General features: G+C 41.7%; 28 protein-coding genes. 17 read left to right on the forward strand and 11 right to left on the reverse strand.

Annotated elements, in window-relative coordinates; all coding sequences use genetic code 11:
* Window positions 1-3: 3 nt before the first annotated feature.
* Genes FTT78_RS01130 through FTT78_RS01140 form a run of 3 tightly spaced genes read right to left on the reverse strand, consistent with a single transcriptional unit; the run spans window position 4 to window position 3,620 of the window.
* Complete coding sequence (locus tag FTT78_RS01130) at window positions 4-801, reverse strand: enoyl-CoA hydratase/isomerase family protein (RefSeq protein ID WP_131261349.1); 798 nt, start codon at window positions 799-801, stop codon at window positions 4-6.
* Between the two features lie 11 nt (window positions 802-812).
* A complete protein-coding gene (locus FTT78_RS01135) occupies window positions 813-2,414 on the reverse strand; it encodes a carboxyl transferase domain-containing protein (protein WP_131261348.1) in 1,602 nt (533 codons plus the stop codon).
* Between the two features lie 33 nt (window positions 2,415-2,447).
* Window positions 2,448-3,620, reverse strand: coding sequence for an isovaleryl-CoA dehydrogenase (locus FTT78_RS01140; RefSeq protein WP_004971528.1), 1,173 nt, complete (start codon window positions 3,618-3,620; stop codon window positions 2,448-2,450).
* A 148-nt stretch (window positions 3,621-3,768) separates the two neighbouring features.
* Between FTT78_RS01140 and FTT78_RS01145 the strand changes: the two genes are divergently transcribed.
* From FTT78_RS01145 to FTT78_RS01170, 6 genes are all read left to right on the forward strand, one after another.
* Window positions 3,769-4,395 (forward strand): TetR/AcrR family transcriptional regulator, encoded by a 627-nt coding sequence (locus tag FTT78_RS01145; protein ID WP_004971526.1) that lies wholly within the window; start codon window positions 3,769-3,771, stop codon window positions 4,393-4,395.
* Window positions 4,396-4,478: 83 nt separating this feature from the next.
* Window positions 4,479-6,167, forward strand: a complete 1,689-nt coding sequence (locus tag FTT78_RS01150) for an AMP-binding protein (RefSeq protein ID WP_180043296.1) — start codon at window positions 4,479-4,481, stop codon at window positions 6,165-6,167.
* Between the two features lie 191 nt (window positions 6,168-6,358).
* Window positions 6,359-7,351 carry a biotin synthase BioB gene (gene bioB / locus FTT78_RS01155; RefSeq protein WP_131261347.1) on the forward strand — a complete coding sequence of 331 codons (993 nt, stop codon included), beginning with the start codon at window positions 6,359-6,361 and terminating at the stop codon, window positions 7,349-7,351.
* Between the two features lie 60 nt (window positions 7,352-7,411).
* Window positions 7,412-8,098: a class I SAM-dependent methyltransferase gene (locus tag FTT78_RS01160; RefSeq protein WP_004971520.1), complete on the forward strand. Its 687-nt coding sequence runs from the start codon at window positions 7,412-7,414 to the stop codon at window positions 8,096-8,098.
* Window positions 8,099-8,180: 82 nt separating this feature from the next.
* Window positions 8,181-8,978, forward strand: a complete 798-nt coding sequence (locus FTT78_RS01165) for a thioesterase family protein (protein ID WP_104851802.1) — start codon at window positions 8,181-8,183, stop codon at window positions 8,976-8,978.
* 104 nt (window positions 8,979-9,082) lie between these two features.
* Window positions 9,083-9,859, forward strand: coding sequence for a Rossmann-like and DUF2520 domain-containing protein (locus FTT78_RS01170; protein WP_180043293.1), 777 nt, complete (start codon window positions 9,083-9,085; stop codon window positions 9,857-9,859).
* Between the two features lie 70 nt (window positions 9,860-9,929).
* Here FTT78_RS01170 and trmB read toward each other — a convergent pair whose 3' ends face one another.
* Together trmB and FTT78_RS01180 are read right to left on the reverse strand one after the other, a co-directional pair.
* Complete coding sequence (trmB, locus tag FTT78_RS01175) at window positions 9,930-10,646, reverse strand: tRNA (guanosine(46)-N7)-methyltransferase TrmB (RefSeq protein WP_004971514.1); 717 nt, start codon at window positions 10,644-10,646, stop codon at window positions 9,930-9,932.
* 185 nt (window positions 10,647-10,831) lie between these two features.
* The gene (locus FTT78_RS01180; protein ID WP_179989757.1) at window positions 10,832-12,283 is read right to left on the reverse strand and encodes a SulP family inorganic anion transporter; all 1,452 of its coding nucleotides are present in this window, start codon (window positions 12,281-12,283) and stop codon (window positions 10,832-10,834) included.
* A gap of 218 nt (window positions 12,284-12,501) precedes the next feature.
* On the opposite strand from FTT78_RS01180, the gene FTT78_RS01185 reads away from it, so the two are divergent.
* Entirely contained in the window at window positions 12,502-13,113 is a 612-nt protein-coding gene (locus tag FTT78_RS01185; protein WP_131261343.1) for a glutathione binding-like protein, read from the forward strand.
* A gap of 99 nt (window positions 13,114-13,212) precedes the next feature.
* Here FTT78_RS01185 and FTT78_RS01190 read toward each other — a convergent pair whose 3' ends face one another.
* The 5 genes from FTT78_RS01190 to FTT78_RS01210 all read right to left on the reverse strand — a co-directional run bounded on the left by FTT78_RS01190 (window position 13,213) and on the right by FTT78_RS01210 (window position 16,074).
* Entirely contained in the window at window positions 13,213-13,995 is a 783-nt protein-coding gene (locus FTT78_RS01190) for a thiazole synthase (protein ID WP_004971502.1), read from the reverse strand.
* A gap of 13 nt (window positions 13,996-14,008) precedes the next feature.
* Complete coding sequence (gene thiS / locus FTT78_RS01195) at window positions 14,009-14,206, reverse strand: sulfur carrier protein ThiS (RefSeq protein WP_004971499.1); 198 nt, start codon at window positions 14,204-14,206, stop codon at window positions 14,009-14,011.
* Between the two features lie 42 nt (window positions 14,207-14,248).
* A complete protein-coding gene (locus FTT78_RS01200; protein WP_180043291.1) occupies window positions 14,249-14,614 on the reverse strand; it encodes a DUF423 domain-containing protein in 366 nt (121 codons plus the stop codon).
* A gap of 170 nt (window positions 14,615-14,784) precedes the next feature.
* Window positions 14,785-15,654 carry an RNA polymerase sigma factor RpoH gene (rpoH, locus tag FTT78_RS01205; RefSeq protein WP_004971496.1) on the reverse strand — a complete coding sequence of 290 codons (870 nt, stop codon included), beginning with the start codon at window positions 15,652-15,654 and terminating at the stop codon, window positions 14,785-14,787.
* A gap of 162 nt (window positions 15,655-15,816) precedes the next feature.
* Window positions 15,817-16,074: a sulfurtransferase TusA family protein gene (locus FTT78_RS01210; protein WP_179994075.1), complete on the reverse strand. Its 258-nt coding sequence runs from the start codon at window positions 16,072-16,074 to the stop codon at window positions 15,817-15,819.
* Window positions 16,075-16,551: 477 nt separating this feature from the next.
* Between FTT78_RS01210 and FTT78_RS01215 the strand changes: the two genes are divergently transcribed.
* Window positions 16,552-16,764, forward strand: a complete 213-nt coding sequence (locus FTT78_RS01215; protein ID WP_004648643.1) for a cold-shock protein — start codon at window positions 16,552-16,554, stop codon at window positions 16,762-16,764.
* 110 nt (window positions 16,765-16,874) lie between these two features.
* Complete coding sequence (gene rhlB, locus FTT78_RS01220) at window positions 16,875-18,026, forward strand: ATP-dependent RNA helicase RhlB (RefSeq protein ID WP_004971493.1); 1,152 nt, start codon at window positions 16,875-16,877, stop codon at window positions 18,024-18,026.
* A 109-nt stretch (window positions 18,027-18,135) separates the two neighbouring features.
* Here the strand turns inward: rhlB and FTT78_RS01225 are convergent, their stop codons facing one another.
* A complete protein-coding gene (locus FTT78_RS01225; RefSeq protein ID WP_004971490.1) occupies window positions 18,136-18,513 on the reverse strand; it encodes a hypothetical protein in 378 nt (125 codons plus the stop codon).
* 380 nt (window positions 18,514-18,893) lie between these two features.
* Here FTT78_RS01225 and FTT78_RS01230 point away from each other — a divergent pair, with 380 nt between their 5' ends.
* The 8 genes from FTT78_RS01230 (at window position 18,894) to purF (ending at window position 26,106) form a co-directional block, all read left to right on the forward strand.
* On the forward strand, window positions 18,894-19,469 hold the full coding sequence (locus tag FTT78_RS01230) for a nitroreductase family protein (RefSeq protein ID WP_180043289.1): 576 nt from the start codon (window positions 18,894-18,896) through the stop codon (window positions 19,467-19,469).
* Window positions 19,470-19,495: 26 nt separating this feature from the next.
* Window positions 19,496-20,569: an NAD(P)H-dependent glycerol-3-phosphate dehydrogenase gene (locus tag FTT78_RS01235; protein WP_004971486.1), complete on the forward strand. Its 1,074-nt coding sequence runs from the start codon at window positions 19,496-19,498 to the stop codon at window positions 20,567-20,569.
* A gap of 154 nt (window positions 20,570-20,723) precedes the next feature.
* Window positions 20,724-21,179, forward strand: coding sequence for a histidine phosphatase family protein (locus FTT78_RS01240; protein WP_004971483.1), 456 nt, complete (start codon window positions 20,724-20,726; stop codon window positions 21,177-21,179).
* A gap of 46 nt (window positions 21,180-21,225) precedes the next feature.
* Window positions 21,226-22,365, forward strand: coding sequence for a type II secretion system protein GspL (gspL, locus tag FTT78_RS01245; RefSeq protein ID WP_131261339.1), 1,140 nt, complete (start codon window positions 21,226-21,228; stop codon window positions 22,363-22,365).
* Window positions 22,365-22,844: a type II secretion system protein GspM gene (gene gspM / locus FTT78_RS01250; protein WP_096902527.1), complete on the forward strand. Its 480-nt coding sequence runs from the start codon at window positions 22,365-22,367 to the stop codon at window positions 22,842-22,844. Before gspL ends, gspM begins: the two co-directional genes overlap by 1 nt.
* Before the next feature lie 111 nt (window positions 22,845-22,955).
* Window positions 22,956-23,957, forward strand: a complete 1,002-nt coding sequence (locus FTT78_RS01255; protein WP_004971477.1) for a quinone-dependent dihydroorotate dehydrogenase — start codon at window positions 22,956-22,958, stop codon at window positions 23,955-23,957.
* A gap of 3 nt (window positions 23,958-23,960) precedes the next feature.
* Window positions 23,961-24,542 carry a CvpA family protein gene (locus FTT78_RS01260; protein WP_004971476.1) on the forward strand — a complete coding sequence of 194 codons (582 nt, stop codon included), beginning with the start codon at window positions 23,961-23,963 and terminating at the stop codon, window positions 24,540-24,542.
* A gap of 25 nt (window positions 24,543-24,567) precedes the next feature.
* Entirely contained in the window at window positions 24,568-26,106 is a 1,539-nt protein-coding gene (gene purF / locus FTT78_RS01265) for an amidophosphoribosyltransferase (RefSeq protein WP_096902526.1), read from the forward strand.
* The last annotated feature ends 26 nt before the right edge of the window (window positions 26,107-26,132 follow it).

The following is a 26,132-nucleotide window of genomic DNA, read 5'->3' on the forward strand; positions in this document are numbered from 1 at the left end:
CTTTTATTCTGCCGTGGTCTTGATCCAAGCCGGGCTTTGTTTATTTAAAAAAGCATTTAAGCCATTTTTCGCCTCAGTTCCTTGGCGAACATGTGCAATATGCTGTGCAGTTTGTTGGAGTAAATCTTCGGTCAAAACTTGATGATTAACCATCTGAATCAGTTGTTTAGAAGCATGTTGCGCTTCTGGGCCACCAAGCAATAAGGCTTGCACAATTTCATCAATTTTGCTGTCTAAGTCTTCGGCTGAAGTGACTTCATGCGCTAAACCAATTTGCTGTGCCTGTTCTGCAGAAATACGCTCTGCCGTTAAAAAGTAACGTGATGCCTGACGTGCGCCAATCGCACGAATGACGTAAGGGCTAATGGTAGATGGTGCTAAACCTAAACGTACTTCAGAGGTCGCAAACTTGGCATCGGTGCTGGCAACGCAAATATCACAGGCAGCTGCCAAACCCATACCACCACCAAAGGCAATACCATGCACACGGGCAATAGTCGGTTGTTTTAACGTCGCTAAACTTTGCAGCATTTTTGCCAGTTTTAGGGCATCGGCTTGATTTTCTGCTGTAGAAGCTTGACCTGCCTGTTTCATCCAGTTCAAATCTGCACCTGCAGAAAAGCTTTTGCCGCGTCCTGCCAAAATCACCACTCGAATATCATCACGGCTATTCAGTGTCTGAAAGCAGGCGTGTAATTCTTCAATCACCTCTGTATTGAAAGCGTTATGCAATTCCGCACGATTAATCCAAACCGTAGCCACTTGGTTGTTCTGTTCGAGCTGTAAAAACTGATAATCCATTTTGTCACCTCTTACATGCGGAACACGCCAAATTTGGTCGGTTGGATGGGTGCATTGAGGGCAGCGGCTAAACTTAATGCCAAAACTTCACGCGACTGTGCTGGATCAATCACACCATCATCCCATAAGCGTGCAGACGCATAATATGGATGACCCTGACGTTCGTATTGTTCACGAATTGGCTGTTTGAACTGATCTTCTTCTTCTGCAGACCAGCTACCACCTTTGGCTTCAATCTGATCACGCTTTAAGGTAGACAATACGCTCGATGCTTGTTCGCCACCCATCACTGAAATACGTGAGTTTGGCCATGTCCACATAAAACGTGGTGAATAAGCACGACCACACATCCCGTAGTTACCTGCACCAAAAGAACCGCCAATCACCAAAGTCAGTTTAGGCACATTGGCTGTGGCAACCGCCATCACCAGTTTGGCACCATTTTTGGCAATGCCTTCATTTTCATATTGGCGTCCAACCATGAAGCCTGTGATATTTTGAATAAATAACAGGGGAATGTTGCGTTGGGTGCATAGTTCAATAAAGTGTGCGCCTTTTTGTGCCGACTCGGAAAATAAAATACCGTTGTTGGCAATAATCCCGACAGGCATACCATATAGTTTGGCAAAACCTGTAATTAATGTGGTGCCAAAGCGCGCTTTAAATTCATCAAAACGTGAACCATCGACAATACGGGCAATCACTTCACGTACATCAAACGGTTTACGCGCGTCAGTCGGAACAATGCCATACAGTTCAGAGGCATCGAATAATGGTGCTTCTATATGCTCAGGCTGCGGGTTTGGCTTTTTATTTAAATTGGCAACGATGTTGCGGGCAATTGCCAAGGCATGTTCATCATTTTCTGCCAAATGATCGGCTACACCTGAAAGGCGAGTGTGTACATCGCCACCACCCAAGTCTTCGCTGCTAACCACTTCACCTGTTGCGGCTTTAACCAGCGGTGGGCCGCCCAAGAAAATTGTCCCCTGATTACGCACAATGATGGTTTCATCTGACATGGCAGGGACATACGCACCGCCTGCGGTACAACTTCCCATCACAACGGCAATTTGGGCAATGCCCATGCTCGACATACGCGCTTGGTTATAGAAAATGCGTCCGAAATGATCACGGTCTGGAAAGACTTCATCTTGTAGCGGCAAATATGCACCGCCAGAATCGACCAAATAAATACAAGTCAGGTGATTCTGTTCGGCAATTTCCTGTGCGCGTAAATGCTTTTTCACAGTCAGTGGATAGTACGTTCCACCTTTTACTGTGGCATCGTTGGCAATGATCATGCAGGTCACGCCATTCACTTGACCGACACCCGCCACTACACCCGCAGCAGGGACATCATCCTGATAGACCTGATAAGCGGCCAACTGACCAATTTCAATAAATGCAGTACCCGGATCGATCAGGTGGTCAATCCGTTCACGTGGCAGTAATTTGCCACGGTCTAAATGTTTTTGGCGTGCAGTTTCGCCACCACCCAAAGCAATTTTTTGGACTTTTTCTCTGAGGTCATCGACTAGGCTTTGCATCGCAGCTTGGTTGTTTTTAAACTCGTCGCTGCGAATATTAATTTTGCTCTGTAATTGATTCATGCCAACATCCTTGTCTATTCTTGTGATTTATTTTTAGGCAGTTTCGTTAAACAATTCACGGCCAATCAACATACGGCGAATTTCTGAAGTACCCGCACCAATTTCATAGAGTTTGGCATCACGCCATAAACGTCCTGCAGAGAACTCATTGATATAGCCATTACCGCCCAAGGTTTGAATGGTTTCACCTGCCATCCATGTGGCTTTTTCGGCAGCGTATAAAATGGCACTGGCTGCATCTTTACGTAAACTACGGCTGTGTTCAGCTTTGTCACATTCTGCGCCAACGGCATAGACCAGTGCTTTACATGCCAACCAAGTCGAATACATATCGGCAATTTTGCCTTGCATAAGCTGGAATTCACCCAATGCCTGACCAAACTGTTTACGCTCATGAATATAAGGAATCACGGTATCCATGCAGGCATCCATAATGCCTAGCGGCCCTGCACTTAAAACTGCACGTTCATAGTCCAGTCCACTCATTAGTACTTTTGTACCATTGCCCACACCGCCCAAGACGTTTTCTTTTGGTACTTCAACATTGTCAAAGAACAATGGATAGGTATTTGAGCCGCGCATCCCGAGTTTGTCTAAATGGCTGCCATGGCTAAAACCTGACATGGTTTTTTCAATTAAGAAAGCAGTCATACCTTTGGCGCCTGCCTGTAAGTCAGTTTTGGCATACACCACCAAAACATCGGCATCACCGCCATTGGTAATCCACATTTTTGAGCCGTTGAGCAAGTAATGATCGCCTTTATCTTCAGCTTTCAGTTTCATGCTAACCACGTCTGAGCCTGCATTTGGTTCAGACATTGCCAAAGCGCCGACGTAATCGCCTGAAATCAGTTTTGGTAAATAGCGTTGCTTCTGTTCTTCTGTCCCATTTCGCTTAATTTGGTTCACACATAGGTTAGAATGAGCACCGTAAGACAAACCAATGGATGCTGATGCACGAGAAATTTCTTGCATGGCAATGATGTGAGCTAAATAGCCTAAGTTAGTGCCGCCGTATTCTTCACTCACGGTTAAGCCAAGTAAGCCCATATCGCCAAATTTTTTCCAAAGCTGGGCAGGGAATTCGTTATCACGATCAACCTGTTGAGCAATGGGTGCAATTTCCTTTGCACAAAAAGCAGCGATTGAATCGCGCAGGGCGATTAAGGTTTCATCTAAGCCGAAGTCTAAGCTTTGTAAAATCATGTGTTCATCCATCCTGTGGTTATATTTGTTGTTCCTAAAACAAGCATTGTTGTTGTGCTTAGGTTCTAACATACATCGAAAATTTAAAAAAGTGAACTAAAATTCACAAAATGATTTACAATTCATTTTATCTGGTTGAGAATAAGATATGAGTTATAAAAGATCATCATTGATGCAGGAACGTATGGAACAAAATCGCATGGCGATTTTAGATTCTGCTCGTGAACTTATTGCTCATGGGGGCTTTAAAGAAGCGTCTATCCAAGCCATTGCAGAACGCGCAGGCGTATCTACAGGTTTGGTGTATCGCTACTTTGAAAATAAAAGTCAGATTTTGATTGAAGTTTTATCGGATGCGATTCGTCGTGAGGTCGAAATTTTGGACCACATTGCGAAGTCAGATTTAAGTGCAAAACAAAAATTGCAAAAATCTGTCACCACTTTTGTGAAGCGTGCGATGAACAGCCCTCAATTGGCGTATTCGTTAATGTTCGAGCCTGTAGACCCAGAAATGGAACATGAGCGTTTTCGCAGTAAACAACTGATCAAACAGAGCATCAAGGAAATTTTGGCTGAAGGAAAAGTCAATGGTGAGTTTGATTTTGAAGATTTGAACACTGCTGCTTTAGGTGTGGTTGGCTCCATGACCTTTGTAGTGATTGAACCTTTAAACCCGTCTCGCAATGTGATGTTTGATCAAAATTATAAAGATTACTTTGTCAAACAAATTGCCGACTTTTGTGTAAATGCAGTGCGAAAACAGCAGGGAGGGTAGTAAAAACAACGCACAAAACAGGCAAAAAGTAATCGTCGTCATAATGGAAAACAGAATTACAAAGAATCAAGGAGATCGATTCAATGACACAAGTACGGTTAAGTTATGCCTATGGCACCAGTAATCAGCCTTTGTTAGGCATGACCATTGGTGAAAAGTTTGATCAGGCTTGCCAGCAATATGCAGATCAGGATGCTTTGGTAAGCGTGCATCAAAATGTGCGTCTGACCTATAAGCAACTGCAGCAACAGGTCAATGCCTTTGCCTGTAGTTTATTAAAACTCGGTTTTAAAAAAGGTGACCGCCTTGCCATTTGGTCTCCGAATTGTGTGGAATGGACGATCACTCAATTCGCAGCCTTTAAGGCAGGGGTGATTTTGGTGAATTTAAACCCAGCCTATAAAAGCAATGAACTGGAATTTGTGCTCAACAAAGTTTCCTGTAAAGGTTTGGTAATTGCATCGCAGTTTAAAAGTACCAACTATCAGGACATCTTAACGAAAATTGCCCCAGAGCTGTGTCAGGCAGACAATAAAGTCCTCAACGCCAAGCGTTTACCGCATTTAAAGCATGTGATTAAAATTGATGATCAAGCACATACAGGAATGCATCGTTTTCAGGATTTATTGACAGCTCCAACCACACACATGCTGAAAAAACTGCAACACATTGCTAGTGAGTTGCAGTTCGATGAAACCATTAATATTCAATTTACCTCAGGCACGACGGGCAATCCGAAAGGCACTATGCTGACCCACAACAACATTTTAAATAATGGTTACTTTGTAGGAGAAGCAATTCATTTAAGTCCACAAGACCGTGTTTGTATTTCCGTGCCGCTGTTTCACTGCTTTGGTATGGTGATGGGCAATTTAGCTTGTATCACACATGGTTCAACCATGGTCTATCCATCGGCAGTGTTTAACCCGCTCGATACCTTAAAAGCCATTCAGCAAGAAAAATGTACAGCTGCTTACGGCGTACCGACCATGTTTATTGCCATTTTAGAGCATGAACAGTTTGATGAATTTGATTTATCTAGCTTGCGTACAGGCATCATGGCAGGCAGTCCGTGTCCGCAAGAAATTATGCAACGCGTCATCGACCGTATGCACATGGCGCAAATCACCATTTGTTATGGCATGACCGAAACAGCGCCTGTGAGCGCACAAAGTTCGACTGAAGATTCGGTGGAACGTCGAGTCAGTACGGTGGGGCGTGTACATCCACATCTGGAAGTAAAAATTGTCGATGAAGAAGGCAAAGTCGTGCCGCGCGGACAGTTAGGAGAATTGTGTGTGCGTGGTTATTCAGTCATGCTGGGTTACTGGGATGAACATGACAAAACCCAAGAAGTCATTGATGTTGCACGTTGGATGCACACAGGCGACATTGCAGAAATGGATGATGAAGGCTTTGTAAAAATCAAAGGTCGCATTAAAGATGTGGTGATTCGTGGCGGTGAAAACCTGTTCCCGAAAGAAATTGAAGATTTCTTATATACTCACGATGCGGTCTGCGATGTGCAAGTAATTGGCGTGCCAGATCATCGTTATGGTGAAGAACTATGTGCCTGTATTATTTTGCATGAACACCATGAATGTACCGAAGAGGTAATTCGCCAATACTGTGCAGAACACATTTCACACAATAAAGTCCCACGTTATGTGCGCTTCTTTAGTGAATTTCCAATGACCGCTTCAGGCAAGGCACAGAAATTTAAATTACGTGAATTTATGCGTGAAGAATTAAATTTAAAGGAAATTGCTTAAGGCATTATTTCAGCTATTTACTGCTGCAAGATCGACCTTTTAATTTTGTCAGCACACACCCTTTATTTCTCACGCAGAGATAAAGGGATACTCTATACAGGAATAATCACACTAAAAATATATCGCATGCTTGGCTTAATAAAAGATGGCACAAGTTTAAGCATGATGCGTGATAATCAAGGATGAAAATAATGACCGTACGCAATGATTGGACTCGAGAAGAAATTCAGCAGTTATATGAACAACCTTTTCTGGATTTAGTCTTTGAAGCACAGCGTGTGCATCGCCAACATTTTGCTGCCAATACCGTACAAGTCAGTACCTTATTGTCTATTAAAACAGGCAAATGCCCTGAGGACTGCAAATATTGCTCGCAATCTGCGCATTATGATTCACAGCTTGAAGCTGAAAAACGTATTGCAGTTGATAAAGTCATTCAGGAAGCCAAAGAAGCTTTAGCATCAGGTTCTTCACGTTTTTGTATGGGCGCTGCTTGGCGTAATCCGCATGAACGCGATATGCCCTATGTTCTGGAAATGGTGCGTGAAGTCAAAGCTCTGGGCTTAGAAACTTGCATGACTTTAGGGATGTTAAACCAATCGCAGGCAGAACGCTTAAAAGATGCAGGCTTAGATTATTACAACCATAACCTAGACACATCGCGTGAGTATTATCCTAATGTGATTAGTACCCGCTGTTTTGATGATCGCTTAAACACTTTGGATATTGTGCGTCAAACAGGTATGAAAGTATGTAGTGGCGGTATTGTCGGTTTAGGTGAAGATACCCAAGACCGTATTGGTTTATTACATGAATTAGCGACTTTACCGTTACATCCTGAATCTGTGCCGATCAATATGTTAGTACCGATTAAAGGCACACCACTGGCTGAAGTAGAAAAACTGGATGTGATTGAGTGGATTCGTACCATTGCAGTTGCACGTATTATCATGCCAAACAGCTATATTCGTTTATCTGCAGGGCGTGAATCGTTATCCGATTCAGATCAGGCGTTGGCATTTATGGCAGGTGCGAACTCGTTATTCTCAGGTGAAAAGCTTTTGACCACACCAAACGCAGGCGAAGGCAAAGACAAACAATTGTTCCAAAAATTAGGCTTAGTGCCTGAACGTGCCAAGCCAACCGTTTCGGAATTGTCGGTAGATGCAATGGCTGTGGCTTAAGCAGATCTTGAAAAAGACTCAGATATTTAATGTCAGTAAATTAAAGAAGAATCATGTGATATGGCAAAAGATTTTCACAGTGCAACTGTGGTTGCAGGCTATGACAGTCATATTCGGAAACTCATTCCCGGATATGAATTGGTACATCAACACATCAATGCAATTTTAAGTAGTCATTTGCCCGAAACAGCACAAGTTTTAGTGGTGGGGTGTGGCACAGGCTATGAGTTGCAGTATTTACTGCAGCAACATCCACAGTGGCAATTTACGGCCATCGACCCATCTTTAAGCATGTTACAGCAGGCAGAAAAAAACATTCAGTCTGTGGCAGGGCATGAGCGAGTACGTTTTATACAGGCAGATACCCACCAATTTGCCCAACAAGCGCAGGTTGAAAATTTGCAGTTTGATGCGGCATTGGCGATTTTGGTGGCGCATTTTGTGCCAGTCGCAGAAAAAACATTATTTTTTCAAGATATTTACCAAACATTAAAACCTACAGCGATTTTATTAAGCTATGATCTGATGCAGCAGACTGAAAATATAGAACTGCGCTGGATGCAGAATTTGGCTTTGGATTGTGGTTTAACTACGACTCAAGCGGAAAAAATGCTTGCACGACTGGCCGATGATTTTCATTTAATTATGGCAGATGCGCAGGCAGCATTGCTTACTCAAGTGGGTTTTCGTCAGTGTAAAACATATTGTCAACTTATGAATTATTATGGTTTTTTTGCAGAGAAATAGTTGATCAATAACATTATTTAGTCAGTAATCTTTGTAGTAAAAGTATCCGCACAAGAAAAGTTAGATCAGGGAAAGAGAAAAAATGTCAGCATATTACACTTTACTCAAACGTGAACAACATGCCGATGGTGGCTGTACTGCGCACTATCGTTGCAACATTCATGCACAAGGCGCGTGGAATCCGCATGAACAACACATGGCACCTGCAACGGGTATTTTGTGTGCAGAACTTGAGCAATTTATGCCGCGTGATGATATGCGAATTGGTCGGGTCGGTTTAGATATTTTTGGCTTAATTGCCTTTGGTGAATTTAGTATCACCACCCGTATGATTCGACCGGGTAAAACCATTGAGCTGATTGAAGCGGAAATGTGTGCTGAAGGAAAAACCTGTATTGTGGCGCGTGCATGGAAAATGAAAACCTCAGATACACGCGCAATTGCAGGATTGGAAGATTTACCGATAGAAAACCCTGAATATTTGCCCGATTGGGATGGCATGCGTTGTTGGCCGGGCGGCTATATTCAAAGCATTGAAACCCGTGCGCATTTAGATCGTCGTGCAGGTAAGGGCATCGTTTGGTTAAGAAACCAATTGGATATGGTTGAAAATCAAAGCACATCTAGTTTTGTGCGTTTATTGGGGATGGTGGATACCGCCAATGGCGTAGTGCCACGTTTAGACCCGAATGCGGGTTGGGGTTTTCCAAATTTAGATTTGCAAATGCATTTACACCGTTTACCGCAAGGCGAATGGCTAGGCTTGGAAGTAACACAACAATATGGTGAAGATGGTATTGGCTTAACGAGTGCAGTTTTGCATGATACTCAAGGGCCATTTGGACGTAGTGAGCAGATTTTAACTTTGCGTCAATTCTAAATCTATTCAATATCAAACAAAAAACATCAGGACGAATTGCTTCGTCCTTTTTTTATTGGCATGCTGTGTGCAGATTATTTCATCTTATTTTATCTGAAAATATTATGCGAATTAGTTTGATTGGTGCAGGGCGCGTTGCACATCATTTGGCTCATGTTTTAAACGCACAGCATCAAATTGTGCAAATTTATAGCCGCAGTCTGGACAAGGCACAGCAGTTGGCTGCACAGGTTGGCGCAGAAGCAATTGCAGAAGTAGAACAATTTCATTCAGATCTAGATTTAGTGATTATTGCAGTGAGTGATCAGGGCATTGCACAGGTGATTCAGGAAGTTCATCGTGATTTAAATCATGTGTTGATTGTGCATACCTCAGGCAGTACTAAATTAGATGTATTGCAACAGCATCATGCGCGTTCAGGGGTATTTTATCCCTTGCAAACCTTTAGTTTAGAGCGTGAAATTGATTGGTCAGAAACGCCTTTATTTATAGAAGCTGCATTTGCTGAAGATCAGCAGCTTTTAATGACTTTGGCAAATAGCCTAAGCAAAAGGGTTTATGCCTATACTTCAGCACAGCGTTTGAGTTTGCATTTGGCTGCGGTATTTGCCTGTAATTTTAGTAATTATTGTTATGACATGGCCAAGCAAGTGGTCGATGCTCAGAAAGTAGATTTCAGTCTGCTGTATCCTCTTATTTTGGAAACTGCGCATAAAGCAACCCAAAATGATCCGCGTCAAATGCAAACAGGGCCTGCCATGCGGGGCGATCACAATATTTTAAAAATGCATCAGGACTTATTGGCAGTAGGGCAGCAACATGAACTTGCCAAAGTTTATGCGATGATGAGTCAACAGATTTTAAAGCGGCATCAATCTTAGCCATTTGATGAGATAAAACGAGTTCACATAAAAAATGCTTCCCAGTGGAAGCATTCTTTTCTAGCAGAAATTAGTTAATTTTCTTGAAGATAAAATCATTAATCTTATGACCTGCTTCAATTCCGCGACGTTCAAACTTAGTTTGTGGACGCCATTCAGGACGAGGGTAGCTATTGCCTTTACCCGCCAAGTTTTCTAAACGTGGACGGTTGTCCAATACATCCAGCATCCATTCTGCATACGGTTCCCAGTCGGTTGCTGCATGGAACGTACCACCTAACACTAATTTTTGCTCTACCAATTCCATGCGTTCATGAGCAACAAAACGGCGTTTGAAGTGACGTTTTTTCTGCCATGGGTCTGGGAAATATAACTGCACCGTATCAATGCTATTGTCTGGCATTTCACGCAGTACTTGAATTGCATCGGCATCTAAGACACGTAAGTTGCTTAAACCTGCTGTACCTGCTTCATAAACGCACTGTGCAATCCCTGGAATATGGACTTCAATCCCGACAAAGTTACGTTCAGGATTGGCCTGCGCCATAAGTACCAAAGAACGCCCCATCCCAAAACCAATTTCTACTGTAAGCGGGCGTTCAGGGTGTTCAAAATGTTGACGTAAATCGCCAACAGGATATTCCAAAATTAAGTCGCCGTATTGTTCCAAGGCGCTACGTTGTGACGTATTCAATGGTGAAGAACGGCGCATGAACGTTACAATTTCACGATGCTCGTTGAGGTTGTCCAGCTCGACAACGTGCTGGTCTAATTGATCGTTCGACATAATTTTGGCAAATCTAATAAATTCGAATGCGGTATTTTAAGTCCTGAGCCATTGAAGTCAAATTTTTTCGCTCTTTTTCGCAGCGCCGTGCAAGATTGCGATACATCTGCATCTTTTGAGCATAAAAAATGCCGAATCATTAAGATTCAGCATTTAACATCATCAACGGTATTTTAATACAATAATTACGAATGGGTACTGTATTGATCAATTAAGGTATGACTGGCCTCATTCAATCCAATAATATGCACTTTAATTTGTTGGGCTTTAAATTTGTTCACCACGCTATTCAGCATATTTACAGAGGTAATATCCCAAATATGCGCATGCGTTAAGTCGATGGTGACATTGCTAATATCTTCTGAAAAATCAAAAAACTGATAAAACTTTTCTGAACTGCTAAAGAAAATTTGCCCTGAAATCACATATTGGCGGGTATGTTCGCCCAATAAAAACGAACTGACTTTAACTTCACTTTCCAGTTTATTCACCAAAAATAAAGCAGAAAGCAGTACGCCAACAAAAACACCCAAAGCAAGGTTATGGGTAGCTAACACCACAATCACCACAGCTAACATGACTATATTGCTTTGTTTCGGATGCTTTTTAAAATTACGGATGGAATCCCAGTTAAAAGTCGTGAATGACACCATAATCATAATCGCAACCAAGGCTGCTATAGGAATATATGCCAACCAATCTTTGAGAAAAACCACCAAGCACAGCAAAAATACGCCTGCTGTAAGTGTAGATAGCCGTGTACGCGCCCCAGAACTGACGTTGATAATAGATTGCCCAATCATGGCACAGCCTGCCATACCGCCCATAAAGCCACTAACAATATTGGCATAACCCTGACCACGACATTCCTGATGCCGATCTGCTTCTGTGCCTGTGGCTTCATTGACAATCGTAGTGGTCATCATGGTTTCGAGTAAACCGACTGTGGCTAAGGTCATGGCATAAGGAAAAATAATAAATAAAGTTTCAAAATTCAGTGGAATGTCAGGCACTAGAAAAATAGGCAGCGTGTCGGGAAATTGTCCCAAATCGCTTACGGTACGCATATCTGCACCAAGTAATAAAGCAACCACACTCAGCACAATAATGCAGACCAAAGGCGAGGGAATGCTTTTACCAATTTTAGGAATGTATGGAAACAGATAGACTACCGCTAAACCTAATCCTACAAATAAATAGCCTAAGCCATCCATTTTCGATAATTCAGGCAGTTGCGCCACAAAAATTAAAATCGCCAAAGCATTTACAAAGCCATAAACCACCGATTGCGAAACAAAACGCATCAGTTTGGCAACTTTAAAATAACCTGCCACAACCTGAATCAGCCCTGTGAGTACTGTTGCAGCCAATAAATATTGCAAACCATGTTCTTTGACGAGGGTAATCATCAGTAATGCCATAGCGCCTGTCGCGGCAGAAATCATGGCAGTACGCCCACCAAAAAAAGAAATCGTGACCGCAATACAGAACGATGCATATAAGCCGACTTGCGGATCGACGCCTGCTATAGCCGAAAAGGCAATTGATTCAGGAATTAATGCCAAACCCACCACTAAACCTGCCAAAACATCGGTGCGGATATTGGAAAACCATTCTTCTTTTTTCAGGCTAATCACAATCTCAATTTCATGAAACTTTAAAGGGCTGTATGTTAAAACATCTAGAGATAAAAAAGCAGGCAAAACAGACTTGAAAAAGCCTGTCTTTTGCAGGATAGTCAAAGCGTAAGGGCTTTTTAAGACATTTACGCTTTTTTGCAATTTATAGGTTCAATCACTTGCAAGTTTGTGACAAGCGATTTACAACAGAGATAGTTATATAACAAGGATCAAATATGAAGCTTTATTATTCACCTGGCGCATGCTCTTTGGCAGCACATATTATTTTAAATGAAGTGAATGTCGATTTTGATATTGAGCGTGTAGATTTAAAAACCCATAAAACAGAAAAGGGTGCCGATTATTATGAAATTAACCCTAAAGGTTATGTACCTGCTTTAGAAATTAACCCAGGTTTAATTTTGACGGAAAACGTAGCGCTATTGCCATTTTTAGCGCAGCAAGACCCTAAACAGGATTTAATTCCGCCATCTGGTTTAGGTCGTGCTAAAGTATTGGAATGGTTGGGTTATTTAAACTCTGAATTACATGACGCTTACTCAGTATTTTTTGGCGCGCCTTTAGATGCAGAAGCCAAAGAAAAAGCCTATGCAGAAATTGATCGCTTGTTGACTTATATTGATCAAGCGATTGCATCATCAGACCATGAATATTTGGTGGATGATAACTTTGGTCCAGCCGATGCGTATTTGTTTGTTATCACTAATTGGTCAAACTATATTGAGCATGATTTAACTCCGTATAGCCATGTGGTTGAAATCCGTAATAAAGTTGCTGCGCGTCAGTCGGTACAAATTGCTATGCGTGATGAAGGCTTGATTCCTTAATCGGCTTTTACTTGCCAGAATCAGATAATAAAAAAGACGTTGAGTTAACACTTAACGTCTTTTTATTTGAGTTGTCGGACTTGGAAAAGACCCTAATGATTATTTAAAGAAATAACCCGTTTCAGGTGAGCTGGCATTCGCCATACGCTTACGTGGCATACGTCCTGCCAAATAAGCTTCACGTCCTGCTTCTACTGCTTTACGCATCGCAGATGCCATTAGCACTGGGTTTTGTGCTGCTGCAATTGCAGTATTCATCAGCACACCATCGCAACCTAATTCCATTGCAATCGCAGCATCACTGGCAGTACCCACACCTGCATCTACCAATACAGGTACTTTGGCATTTTCTTTAATAATCGAAATGGTATGCGGGTTAAGAATACCTAAGCCTGAACCAATTAAACTACCTAATGGCATAATTGCCACGCAGCCCATACTTTCCAATTCTTGCGCCACAATCGGGTCATCGGAAGTGTAGACCATGATCTCAAAACCATCGTCAATTAGCGTGCGCGCAGCTTTTAAAGTTTCGGTGATATTTGGGTAGAGGGTTTTTTCATCGCCCAAAACTTCTAGTTTGACGAGGTTGTGACCATCTAGCAATTCACGCGCCAACATGCAGGTGCGCACGGCACTGTTGGCATCAAAACAGCCTGCTGTATTTGGCAAAATGGTGTATTTTTCTGGTGGAATTACGGAAAGTAAGTTTGGCTGATCTGGATGTTGCCCAATGTTTACACGACGAATGGCAACCGTAACAATTTCTGCGCCACTGGCTTGAATCGCCAAATCTGTTTCGGTTAAATCTTTGTATTTGCCCGTACCCACCAATAAACGTGAATTAAAGGTACGTGAACCGATTTTAAAGGTATCTTGCATGGGTGCTCCGAGTTTAGCCGCCACCAACGGCATGAATAATTTCAATGCGGTCTTGATCGCAAATAGGGGTTTCGGCAAGTTTGCTTTTGGCAATAATTTTTTCGTTTTGCTCCACAGCAAAACGTTTGCCTTCTAAATCTAATGCCTGAATCAGTTGTAACAGGGTCGTGTGAGTGGTCTGTTGTGCTTCGCCATTCAGATAAATTTGCATGACCGAGAATCCATCTTCAAAATTACAAAATATAATTGAGCTTTATTTGGCATATTTCATGGCTTGCCACGCTAAGCTTAGCCAGCCTGCAATCATGAGTGCTCCATCAATTGGGGTAATCATGCCCAAGCCACGGGCTAAATCCAATGCCATGATATACAGTGAACCGCAGAAAAATAAAATACCCAGTTGAATCAGAATAAAACTGGCTTTAATAGGAAGTTGTGGAATTACTTTGGCCAATATGCCCAATGCTAAAAGTCCAAGGGCATGATAGAAAAAATAATCTGTTGCAGTTTGCCACCAAAGCAATTGCGCTTCAGTTGCACGGGCCTTTAAGCCATGTGCACCAAATGCACCGAGCATGACTGCTATAGCTAAATTCAGGGCAGAAATTGCAATCCACATACGCAAATTGACCTATTTAATTTTGCGCTTAACCTTAGCACATTTTTAGGGGCGGGAAAATCTGAGATTTGCCTGCCTGTATGTAGCTGTACCAATTAAAGACAATAAAAAAGGGCAGTTTGCCCAATTTTATTTTTCGATGTGTCTGCATCAATTTGGAGAATGTCAGTTTAGTTTGATGACATTGCCACTTTAATTTTTTCCATGGCATTTTTTTCGAGCTGACGAATACGTTCTGCTGAAACATTATATTCTGCTGCCAATTCATGCAGGGTCGATTTATCATCATCTAACCAGCGACGCTGCAAAATATTACGTGAACGATCATCCAACTGCTCCATAGCTTCATGCAGAGCAGAAGTGCTTTGTTCTTCGTAGTCTTCGTTTTCGACTAAACGTGCAGGGTCGTAACGGTTATCTTCCAAATACAATGCAGGTGCAACATAAGTTGAACCTTCATCGTCATCATCGCCCTGTGCTTCAAAAGCTGCGTCATAAGCGGTTAAACGACCTTCCATTTCCAAGACTTGTTCTGCAGTTACATTTAAGTCATTGGCAATAGATTGTGCTTCTTCAAGCGTCAGTTTTTTGCTAGATTTTTTGAGGCTACGCAAATTAAAGAACAATTTACGCTGCGCCTTGGTGGTGGCAATTTTAACAATACGCCAGTTACGAATCACATATTCGTGAATTTCAGCTTTAATCCAGTGCACGGCAAATGACACCAAACGCACGCCCATATTCGGGTCAAAGCGTTTCACGGCTTTCATTAAGCCCAAGTTGCCTTCCTGAATTAAATCGCCCTGCGGTAAACCATAGCCCGCATAACTTCGTGCAATATGCACCACAAAACGTAAATGCGACATGACCAACATTTTGGCCGCGTCTAAATCTTGATCGTAATAATAACGCTCGGCTAACTCTTTTTCTTGTTCAGCCGTTAAAATAGGAATTTGGTTAACAGTACTAATATAAGCCCCGAGGTTTACCCCTGGTGCAGATAATGACAGGGGCATCAACTGATTGCTGCTGTCACTCATGAGATCTCCTTATAGGATTAGGTAGGTAAAATAACCGATGTCTTTATCTTAATGCCAATATTCTACTTAAATAAGTAAAATTGGTGTAGATATGTAAATCTTTATAGCAATAAGCGGCGAATATTAAGTCATTAAAACAAATGAACAATCAAATAGATGCACTTATTGCGATGATTTTGGCTTGGCAACATCAATCACATAATGAAACTCTGTTGCCGAAATCTGACTTGCTTCACAGCTATATTGATGTAACTGACAATAACGCGCCACATCTTGCTGGCTATGCGGATCAGATGACTTCAATAAAAACCGTGCAGAATCTGATTGTTTAAGGGCACGTTTTAGCATCAATAAAGGCATAGGACAAGGTTGTCCCATGGCATCAATCACTATGATAGGTTGTTCAGCATCACACAGCATTGAAGTAAAAATTCGCCTTAAAAAACAGAATGATCATACTAGCAAATTCGCTCACAAATCCCAAATAAATTTCATCTGAAGCATCGGGGCTATTCATTGCGCGGCTTACTGCGCATAAGGGCAAGAGAATTGGCTTATTTTGTGAGATATTTGCAATAAAATTTATAGATCAAAATTGTGCTAAGTCACTTAACAGAAATAAAAATTTTCTATTTGTTCAACTCGTTTCAAACTGAACAAGATAAATCAAAAAAAATCTATTAATTGTCATAAAGCCGTGTTAAGCTCGATGCGTATTTAGGATTTTAGATAGACAATCGTTGTTTGTCGCCCTATTACAAATGGATGTAACCGGGATTTTGTTAATAGTTATACAGAATGATTACAAGCTTAGAAATAAAAATATTTTTAAACTTTGTTTGCTCTGCTGTTTGCAACACCGGGTGGTCCTTCTTTTTAATCAATGAGGATTAACTTATGACAGCTCGTGAACAAGGCGTAGTTAAATGGTTCAACGACACTAAAGGCTTTGGCTTTATCCAACGCAATGGCGGCGACGATGTATTCGTTCACTTCCGTGCGATCCAAGGTGACGGCCACCGTTCACTTCGTGACGGCCAACGTGTTGAATTCAGCGTAGTAAAAGGCCAAAAAGGCTTCCAAGCTGAAGAAGTACAGCCACTAGACTAATCACTCGATTATTCTAAAAAAACGCTCCAATCCTGATTGGGGCGTTTTTTATTTGTATTTCTGTTTATAATAGGTCAGTTTTTTGTCTGTATAAGTTCGAGCACATATTTATGTCATCTGGTTTTGAAACCTTAAATTTACATCCGCAATTGAAACAGGCTATTGATGCTTTGGGTTTCAAGGAAATGACGCCAATTCAGCAAAAGGTTTTAAAATTTACTTTGGCTGGACATGATGCCATTGGTCGTGCGCAAACAGGTACAGGAAAAACTGCTGCCTTTTTAATTAGTGTCATCAACGATTTATTGAATAACCCAATTCAAGGGCAGCGTTATCGTGGTGAACCACGTGCATTGGTTTTAGCGCCTACGCGTGAATTGGCTTTGCAAATCGAAAGTGATGCAAAAGACTTAACCAAATTTACCGACTTAAATGTGGTGACTTTGTTGGGTGGTGTAGATTTTGATAAGCAAAAGTCACAACTCAATAAAAACTTTGTCGATATTATTGTTGCGACACCAGGGCGCTTGATTGATTTTGTAGAACAAAAAGAAGTTTGGCTAGATCAGATTGAGTTTTTAGTGATTGATGAAGCAGACCGCTTGCTGGATATGGGCTTTATTCCATCGGTAAAACGTATTGTGCGTTATTCACCGCGTAAGGAACAGCGTCAGACGTTAATGTTCTCGGCAACTTTTAGTTATGATGTGTTGAACTTGGCTCAACAGTGGTTATTTGAACCTGTTACAGTCGAAATTGAACCTGAAAAGAAAACCAATGCCGATGTTGAGCAACGGGTATATATGGTTGCCAAAACCGATAAATACAAATTGCTTGAAGAAATTTTACGTGATGAGCCGATTGAAAAAGTCATGATTTTTGCCAATCGGCGTGATCAGGTGCGTAAGCTTTATGATCATTTAAAGCGTGATGGCTATAAAGTGGTGATGTTGTCAGGTGAAATTGCCCAAGACAAACGCTTAAAAATGCTGGATCAGTTTAAAAATGGCAAACATAACATCATGATTGCAACAGACGTTGCAGGGCGTGGTATTCATGTCGATGGTGTTTCGCATGTGGTGAATTTCACTTTGCCTGAACAGTCAGATGATTATGTGCACCGTATTGGTCGTACAGGTCGTGCAGGTACACGTGGTGTGAGTATTAGCTTCTTGTCGGAAGATGATGCGTTCTATTTACCAGAAATTGAAAAAGCCATTGGTCAAAAATTGCCATTAACACGTTTAGATGGTTATTGCTAATTACTCATTTAAGCTATTTTTTAGTTTAAATCCTGCTGTTCTTAGTTTAAAAGTCGCTCTCAGTGGAGCGACTTTTTTGTATTTGCTTCTTATGTCGTGCTGTAATAATTTACTTTGCCTGACATCTAAAGGTCAGCACAGTTTGATAATCATCATCACGGGCAATATCAGTATTACGTCCCGCAATTGTACCTAAAACAGTTGCTGCCGCCTGAATCATTTGTCCCGTTTGCTCATCGACTACACCTTTGAGTGCGCCGTTATAAGATGTTTTTTCATCAACCAAGACTGGAGCGGCACGAGTACCACAGGTTTTATTGGCAGCTGTAATTGCATTATTTTTGGCAATAATATTACTTTTACCTAAACCTGTGACTTCATATAGGTTGTTTTCTTTTTGAATGGCAAGAGAATTATTTGGCGTGGTGGCACATGCGGTTAAAAGTGCAAAAACGGCAAGGCTAGAAAAGGCGACTATTTTTTTCATATCTACCTCGGGGCTAAAACGCTGTAGCGCGTATTGTTTGTTGATGATATTTCAATTCAAATGTGTAGAGATTGAAAATAACAATTTGATCTAGTTGAACATAATTTGGATGGTTTTAGATGTAGACACTGTATAGGCTGTGTTGATAATTCGTCATTCATTTATACACATCAAACCCAATCCATAATGTATTTTCATGCTCTTAAACTATAGATGAATGCGTCAAAGCATCATTGTTTAGATGTGCTGAGCAGGTTCATCTTAAAAGTGCAGACATATAGACCCTAATCAGAATCTTGCAAATAAGCATACGGAAATAGCGCAATTTTTTGAGTTTATGCTAATCTTAACCGAGCTTTTTGAAATAGTTATATAAGTCAATGACGGATACAGCGGTAGAAATCGTTCATCAAAATATTCATCAACGTCAGTCTACGGGGCAGTTAGTTGAACCTGCACCAAATACTGAGCAGCTAGAAATGGCTTTTCAGGCAGCTTTAACCGCGCCAGATCATCATCGTTTAAAACCTACGCGCTTTGTGGTGATTACTGCCGAGCAACGTGCAGCATTTGGTGAGTTACTTTCTCAAGCCTTGGCAGACATGGGCGAAACCGATGCGGTTCAGTTGGAGCGAGTGAAACAGCATCCATTTCGTGCGCCACTTTTAGTGTTGGCGTTAACGCAATTTCAGGATCATCCAAAAGTGCCACGTTTTGAGCAGACTTTAAGTACAGGCGCTGCGGTACAGAACTTTTTACTGTCTTTGCAGGCGCAGGGCTTTGCAAGTATGTGGCGTAGTGGGGCAGTCGTTGAGTCGAACTTGCTGAAACAAGCTTTAAACTTAAATGCATATGATTTAATTTCAGGCATTATTTATGTGGGAACAGCGGCTAAAGCCATTCCTGCACGCGCTGAGTTGGATACGCAAGCTTATGTTCGTTATTGGAACGCATAAGTCTTTATTTTTAGGATATAACAATAATGTCAGAGTTAAATTTTGCCGATTTGGTTGAACCTGTTGCAATAGATCGAAAAACTGCGTTACGTATTACAGTGCTAGGTGGTGGCAGTTTTGGTACAGCAATGGCCAATACAGCAGTACGTAATGGCTGCGACACGATGATTTGGATTCGTGATGAAGCAACTGCCAAAGAAATTAATGAAACGCATATTAATCGACGTTATTTGCCAGATTTTCAGTTGGAGCAGGGTTTAAGAGCCGTTTCAGATTTGGAAACTGCAGTTCGTGACCGTGACATTATTTTAGTGGCTATTCCAAGTCATTCTTTCCGTGATGTGTTGCGTCAAATTAAACCTTTTATTAGTGCGCAAGCAGTGGTGTCTTTAACCAAGGGTATTGAAGCCAAAACCTTTAGTTTTATGAGCGATATTATCCGCGAAGAATTGCCTGAAGTGCCGTATGGCGTATTGTCTGGCCCAAACCTTGCTAAAGAAATTGTGGCGGGGCAGCCTGCAGGTACGGTCATTGCCAGTCATTCTGAATTGGTGCGTTATGCAGTGCAGCAAGCTTTACACAGTGCATTATTCCGTGTTTTTGCCAGCGATGATGTGAATGGTGTGGAATTAGGCGGTGCGCTAAAAAATATTTATGCTGTGGCGATGGGCATGGCAGCCGCTTATAACGTGGGTGAAAATACTAAGAGTATGATTTTAACCCGCGCTTTGGCAGAAATGAGTCGTTTTGCGGTTAAGCTTGGTGCAAATCCATTGACCTTCTTAGGGTTGTCTGGTGTCGGTGACTTATTTGCAACGTGTAGCAGTCCATTGAGTCGTAACTATCAAGTGGGTTATGCATTGGGCAAAGGCAAAACTTTGGAACAAGCCACAGAAGAATTGGGGCAAACAGCCGAAGGGATTAATACCATCGTGCAAGTGCGGGCGCGCTCGAATGAATTAGATGTGTATATGCCAATCACTTGTGCGCTTTATGAAGTGATTTTTGAAGGTGCGCCGCCTATGAATATTGCACTGTCTTTAATGAAAAATGGACATCGCAGTGATGTGGAATTTGTCTTGCCGCATCATCAAGTTTAGTTTTACATCCATAAAACTGCGCCACAGTAGGTAAAAACTTGCATGGAATATGACAGTTTGGTGAACTGAATTGTCATATTCTCAGGTTATACTGAGCGCATAATTTGAGTTAAATTGACACAACTTAATGTGTATCATCCTATAAGGAAATTCTATGCAACTGACTCTTGTTCGTCATGGTGAAGCCGCTCCTGCGATTATGGGCAATGATCATCAGCGTCCTTTGACTGAGCGTGGTCATATACAAGCACAAGAAACGGCAGACTATTTAAAAAATATCATTCAGCCCGATGTGTTTGTGGTTAGTCCTTTATTGCGTGCACAAGAAACCTTGGCACATTTGCAGCAATATTTTAAAGATGTGCCTGTGGTGGTCTGCAATACCATTAAACCTGAAGATGATGCAAAAGTTGCGGTGGAATGGTTGTCACAATTGCCGTATGAGTCAATTGCGGTGGTGTGTCACATGAATGTGGTGGCACACATGGCAGAAATTTTGACTTCAGAATCTTTCCATCCCTATCATTTGGCAGAAGCACGTATTTATGAGCAGGCAGTAATTGCTGCGGGACTTTCAACCCAAATCAAAAGTTTTATTCCAAACGCATAAAATAAATGTATAAAGTTAAATACAATTCAACGGTAGAACGATAATAATGCTGTATTTATGGATGCCAGAAGCCAATGGGGTTTGGCAATGGTCAAATGGGGAACACTGGACACAGGCAGATAATCTTGATGCCTTGATTCAGGCATTGCAATCTTTTCAAGGAAAAGATGCTGTGGTGTTTTTCCCAAGCCGTGATGTGCAAATTATGCAACAAACTTTACCTAAAGCCCAATATAAACAATTGGGTACCGATGGTGTGAAGTATTTATTAGAAGAATATACCGTATTGCCAATTGATGCGATGCAGGTGGTTCATCATTTTCAGCCACCTGAGCAAATAACCGTGCTGGGAGTTGCCAAGCATAGTATTGAAACCTATTTGCATGTATTAAGTTTGTTGCCAGTTAAAATCAGTGCATTGTTACCTGATTTTTTAATTTTGCCGCAACCTGAACCAGGGCAAACGGTGATTGGAAATATTTGCGGACGCTTGTTGGTACGTGAAAGTGAATTTTTAGGTTATTCAGTTGATGATCTGGCACTTTATCTAGATTATCAAACTGCAGAACGAAACTATAAAATCACCAACTTTAGTGCAGAACAAATGCAAAGTATTGAAGCATTTGCAACACAAGAACAATTAGAAAGCTTTCATTATGTAGTACCTGCATTAGTGAAAGCCAAACAGCATCCATTCAATATGCTGCCAAAATCCAAGCAAGACACGGGTGTTTCAGGTTATTGGAAAGCCTGTGCAGCAGTATTTCTTGGGATTTTAATTGTACAGTTTAGCTATGATGCACTGCGTTGGAGCAAACTTAAAAAAGTAGCAGATCAAACAGCGGTTCAAGCCATAGAACAATATCAATATTGGTTTGGTGCAAATAGTCGTATTACCGAACAAAATATTCAAAGCCAGTTTGAAAGTCAGGTACGCATGAGTAAAAATGCAGATACTCAAGCGCTGCAATTGCTCAGTCGTGTTGGCCCTGTGTTGATGCAAAATCAAATTGTGGCCAATCGTGTGAGTTTTGATGCCAATATGTTGAACATGGAATTGAATGCCAACTCGGCAGCGACCTTACAAGCGCTCACTCAGCAATTGAATCAGCAGGGTTTTAAGGTCGAGCTGGGTAATATTCAGCCGAGCGCGTCAGGTGCAGTAGGATTGGTGAAAATACAATAATGAAAGCCATGGAAAAAATGTCAACTTGGTTCGATCAACGTATTGAACTGATACAAGATTATCTAGATCGTTTAAATACACGTGAACGTGTTTTGGTGGTATTTACCACAATCTTTGTGATCGTTGCTGCTGTGGGTTCTGCGTTGTGGTATATGCATGCCGCAGCCGAAAAACAGCAAAAACGGGTAAATGACCTTAAAGATTTGGTGGTGGTGATGCAAAGTCATGCAGTCACCATGAAACCTGCCAATGATGCACAACTCAGTGCAGCCGATAAAATTCAGCGTGTGGCTCAGCAACAGGGTTTATCGGTTGCTTCGCAGCAAAGTGGTGACAAGATGCTACTGGTGGCGAGTCATGCCAATTATGCTGTGTTGGCAAATTTTTTAACCCAATTGGCGCAAATGGGTTTAAGTATCGAAAAAATGGAATTAATTTCTGAAGCAGGGCAGATTAAATTAACAGCGACAGTCCAGTAAAGGTTAAAAATAAAGTCCGAAACTCGGAAAATAAACCCATGTCAAGCATAGCGTTTTGACTGGGCTAAGCCTATAATATGGCGACTTAGAAAGCAGTAGACTTTTGCAGATATGTTGTATTCTCTAGCCCGCCCGTTGTTATTTTCTTTAGCACCAGAGCGTGCACATGAGCTGACACTATCACTATTGAAATCGAGCCATAAAATGGGCTTGATGCGTCAAAAGACTGTAGCGAAACCTGTGACTTGTATGGGAATTGAATTCCCTAATCCAGTAGGTTTGGCAGCAGGTCTAGACAAAAATGGTGCATATATTGATGCCTTGGCTGGTTTAGGCTTTGGGTTTATTGAAATTGGCACCATTACGCCACGTCCTCAAGCGGGCAATCCGCATCCACGTTTATTCCGTATTCCACAGGCCAAAGCCATTATTAACCGTATGGGTTTTAATAATGATGGGGTCGATCAGCTGATTGAAAACGTCAAAGCGGCAAAATTTAAAGGTATTTTAGGGATTAATATTGGTAAAAATGCCGATACGCCTGTTGAAAATGCGGTAGATGATTATCTGATTTGTCTAGAAAAAGTCTATAACTATGCCTCTTATATTACTGTAAATATTTCATCACCCAATACCAAAAATTTGCGCAGTTTGCAAAGTGGTGATGCGCTGACTGAATTATTGCAAACCCTCAAACAGCGTCAGTTGGAGTTGGCAGAAGAACATCAACATTATGTGCCGTTGGTCTTAAAAGTTGCTCCAGATTTAGACCCTGAAGATATTCAGTTTATTGCCAAGCAATTATTGCAATTCAAAATTGATGGCCTGATTGTGACCAATACCACTTTGTCGCGTGAAGGCGTAGAAAACTTGCCGCATGGCGATGAAGCTGGTGGTTTATCGGGCGCGCCTGTGTTTGAAAAAAGTACTGCATGTTTGGCAGCATTTTCAGCAGCACTGAAAGGTGAAATTCCTTTAATTGGTGTCGGTGGCATTTTGTCGGGCGAACAAGCGGTTGCCAAAAAAAATGCAGGTGCAAGCTTGGTTCAGGTGTATAGTGGTTTAATCTATGCAGGTCCTGAGTTGGTTCAAGATTGTGTGAACGCCTTATAACTTATGAATACCATTGATATCGTTATTCTGATTCTCTTGCTTATTGGAGGGTTGAACGGTTTGCGACAAGGATTTATTAAAGCCTTTGCGAACTTGGTAGGATGGATTTTTGCCCTAATTGTTGCGGCAAAATATGCAGTTGTCCTAGCACCTTCGATGACAGCACTCAGTAGCGATCCTGTGGTACAAAAAATTGCAGCCTTTGCATTTATTGTCTTGGTAATTGTGGTACTGACCTGGATTGTAACCGCTGTTCTAAATGGTGTTTTAAAGAGCTTGAAGCTTGGCCCATTAAATCGTTTGGCAGGCGGTGCATTTGGTACCTTGAAAGGCTTACTCATTGTCCTTATTACCATTCAAGGCATTGGTCCTTGGGTCGAAAGCTCGCCTTATTGGAAACAGTCTAAATTTGTACAAACTTTATTGCCGTATGCACCGTGGGCAACAGAACTGTCCAAAGACGCTGCCAATGAGGCTTTACAGCACATCAAGTCGAAAGATGCCGCGCCATCTTCCGACATCGCATCTGACGCAAAAGAAAATCGCTCTGGCGCAGATGGCTCAACGAATAATCCTTTTTATTAATCCCTAGCTGGTCTGCGAGGTTGCTATGTGTGGAGTTGTTGGTATAGCTGGTAAATCACCTGTTAACCAAATGTTGTTTGATGCATTAACGATGTTACAACATCGTGGACAGGATGCAGCTGGGATCGTAACTTGCCACAATGGGCGTTTGTTCTTGCGTAAAGATAACGGTATGGTGCGTGATGTATTCCATACACGTCACATGCGTGCGTTGCAAGGTAATTATGGTATTGGGCACGTGCGTTATCCAACTGCAGGTTCATCAAGCAGTGCCGAAGCGCAGCCATTTTATGTGAACTCGCCGTACGGGATTACTTTGGCACACAATGGTAATTTGACCAATGCCGAAGAAATTCACGAAGATCTGTTTAAAACAGATTTACGTCACATGAACACCGATTCTGACTCAGAAGTGTTATTGAACGTATTTGCACATGAATTGCAAAAACGTGGCAAATTAAACCCAACTTCAGAAGATATTTTTCATGTGATCAGCCGTGTGCATGAGCGTTGTAAGGGTGCTTATGGCGTTGTTGCTATGATTACAGGTCAAGGATTGGTTGGCTTCCGTGATCCAAATGGTATCCGTCCATTGATTTACGGTTCACGTGAAACTGAACAGGGCATGGAATATATTATTGCATCAGAATCTGTGGCAATTACTGCACTTGGCTTTAAAGTTGAACGTGATATTGCGCCGGGTGAAGCGATCTTTATTAATGACGCAGGTGAATTATTTACCCAGCAATGTGCCGCTAAACCTGAATATCGCCCATGTATTTTTGAGTATGTATATTTTGCTCGTCCAGATGCGACCATTGATGGTATTTCAGTGTATAAAGCGCGTTTGAAAATGGGTGAAAAACTGGCGCATAAAATTACCCAAGAGTGGGGCGAGCAACACGATATTGATGTCGTTATTCCAATTCCAGATACATCACGTACATCAGCTTTAGAATTGGCAAATACTTTAGGGGTTAAATTCCGTGAAGGTTTTATGAAAAACCGCTATATCGGACGTACCTTTATTATGCCAGGTCAGCAATTGCGTAAAAAATCAGTGCGCCAAAAACTGAACCCTGTAGAGCTTGAGTTTAAAGGCAAAAATGTACTGTTGGTGGATGACTCGATTGTCCGTGGTACGACCTGTAACGAAATTATTCAAATGGCACGTGATGCTGGGGCGAAAAAAGTATTCTTTGCTTCTGCAGCGCCAATGGTGAAATATCCAAACGTGTATGGTATTGATATGCCAGCCAAAGATGAATTAATCGCGTCTAACCGTAATGTCGAAGAAATTCGTGAAATTATTGGTGCAGACCGTTTAATTTTCCAAGATTTAGAAGATTTAAAACAAGCCGTTCGTACCCATAAAGTACCGCATTTAACTGAATTCGATTGTTCAGTATTTGATGGCGTGTATGTAGCTGGCGGAATTGACGAAGCTTATCTGAATGATCTTGAGCAAAAGCGCAACGACTTGGCTAAAAAAGGCAAAGATGGTTATATTGATGTCAATATTGATGCCGCGTCAGTAGACTTAACTGGTGTAAAAGAGAGTTAATTTTTTTTCTGATCAGCTCAGTGAGA

This window comes from Acinetobacter sp. YH01011, assembly GCF_013420785.1.
Lineage (GTDB): Bacteria > Pseudomonadota > Gammaproteobacteria > Pseudomonadales > Moraxellaceae > Acinetobacter > Acinetobacter towneri.

Coding starts and splice junctions, on each gene's coding strand:
- FTT78_RS01140 (WP_004971528.1), bottom strand. CDS start 3,620: ATGATTTTACAAAGCTTAGACTTCGGCTTAGATGAAACCTTAATCGCC.
- FTT78_RS01210 (WP_179994075.1), bottom strand. CDS start 16,074: ATGCTGTGTGATGCTGAACAACCTATCATAGTGATTGATGCCATGGGA.
- FTT78_RS01225 (WP_004971490.1), bottom strand. CDS start 18,513: ATGAAAAAAATAGTCGCCTTTTCTAGCCTTGCCGTTTTTGCACTTTTA.
- gspL (WP_131261339.1), top strand. CDS start 21,226: ATGCTGTATTTATGGATGCCAGAAGCCAATGGGGTTTGGCAATGGTCA.
- FTT78_RS01215 (WP_004648643.1), top strand. CDS start 16,552: ATGACAGCTCGTGAACAAGGCGTAGTTAAATGGTTCAACGACACTAAA.
- FTT78_RS01170 (WP_180043293.1), top strand. CDS start 9,083: ATGCGAATTAGTTTGATTGGTGCAGGGCGCGTTGCACATCATTTGGCT.
- FTT78_RS01255 (WP_004971477.1), top strand. CDS start 22,956: ATGTTGTATTCTCTAGCCCGCCCGTTGTTATTTTCTTTAGCACCAGAG.
- FTT78_RS01130 (WP_131261349.1), bottom strand. CDS start 801: ATGGATTATCAGTTTTTACAGCTCGAACAGAACAACCAAGTGGCTACG.
- FTT78_RS01160 (WP_004971520.1), top strand. CDS start 7,412: ATGGCAAAAGATTTTCACAGTGCAACTGTGGTTGCAGGCTATGACAGT.
- FTT78_RS01185 (WP_131261343.1), top strand. CDS start 12,502: ATGAAGCTTTATTATTCACCTGGCGCATGCTCTTTGGCAGCACATATT.
- FTT78_RS01235 (WP_004971486.1), top strand. CDS start 19,496: ATGTCAGAGTTAAATTTTGCCGATTTGGTTGAACCTGTTGCAATAGAT.
- gspM (WP_096902527.1), top strand. CDS start 22,365: ATGAAAGCCATGGAAAAAATGTCAACTTGGTTCGATCAACGTATTGAA.
- rhlB (WP_004971493.1), top strand. CDS start 16,875: ATGTCATCTGGTTTTGAAACCTTAAATTTACATCCGCAATTGAAACAG.
- FTT78_RS01145 (WP_004971526.1), top strand. CDS start 3,769: ATGAGTTATAAAAGATCATCATTGATGCAGGAACGTATGGAACAAAAT.
- FTT78_RS01150 (WP_180043296.1), top strand. CDS start 4,479: ATGACACAAGTACGGTTAAGTTATGCCTATGGCACCAGTAATCAGCCT.
- FTT78_RS01165 (WP_104851802.1), top strand. CDS start 8,181: ATGTCAGCATATTACACTTTACTCAAACGTGAACAACATGCCGATGGT.
- thiS (WP_004971499.1), bottom strand. CDS start 14,206: ATGCAAATTTATCTGAATGGCGAAGCACAACAGACCACTCACACGACC.
- purF (WP_096902526.1), top strand. CDS start 24,568: ATGTGTGGAGTTGTTGGTATAGCTGGTAAATCACCTGTTAACCAAATG.
- FTT78_RS01135 (WP_131261348.1), bottom strand. CDS start 2,414: ATGAATCAATTACAGAGCAAAATTAATATTCGCAGCGACGAGTTTAAA.
- FTT78_RS01200 (WP_180043291.1), bottom strand. CDS start 14,614: ATGTGGATTGCAATTTCTGCCCTGAATTTAGCTATAGCAGTCATGCTC.
- FTT78_RS01240 (WP_004971483.1), top strand. CDS start 20,724: ATGCAACTGACTCTTGTTCGTCATGGTGAAGCCGCTCCTGCGATTATG.
- FTT78_RS01190 (WP_004971502.1), bottom strand. CDS start 13,995: ATGCAAGATACCTTTAAAATCGGTTCACGTACCTTTAATTCACGTTTA.
- rpoH (WP_004971496.1), bottom strand. CDS start 15,654: ATGAGTGACAGCAGCAATCAGTTGATGCCCCTGTCATTATCTGCACCA.
- bioB (WP_131261347.1), top strand. CDS start 6,359: ATGACCGTACGCAATGATTGGACTCGAGAAGAAATTCAGCAGTTATAT.
- trmB (WP_004971514.1), bottom strand. CDS start 10,646: ATGTCGAACGATCAATTAGACCAGCACGTTGTCGAGCTGGACAACCTC.
- FTT78_RS01230 (WP_180043289.1), top strand. CDS start 18,894: ATGACGGATACAGCGGTAGAAATCGTTCATCAAAATATTCATCAACGT.
- FTT78_RS01260 (WP_004971476.1), top strand. CDS start 23,961: ATGAATACCATTGATATCGTTATTCTGATTCTCTTGCTTATTGGAGGG.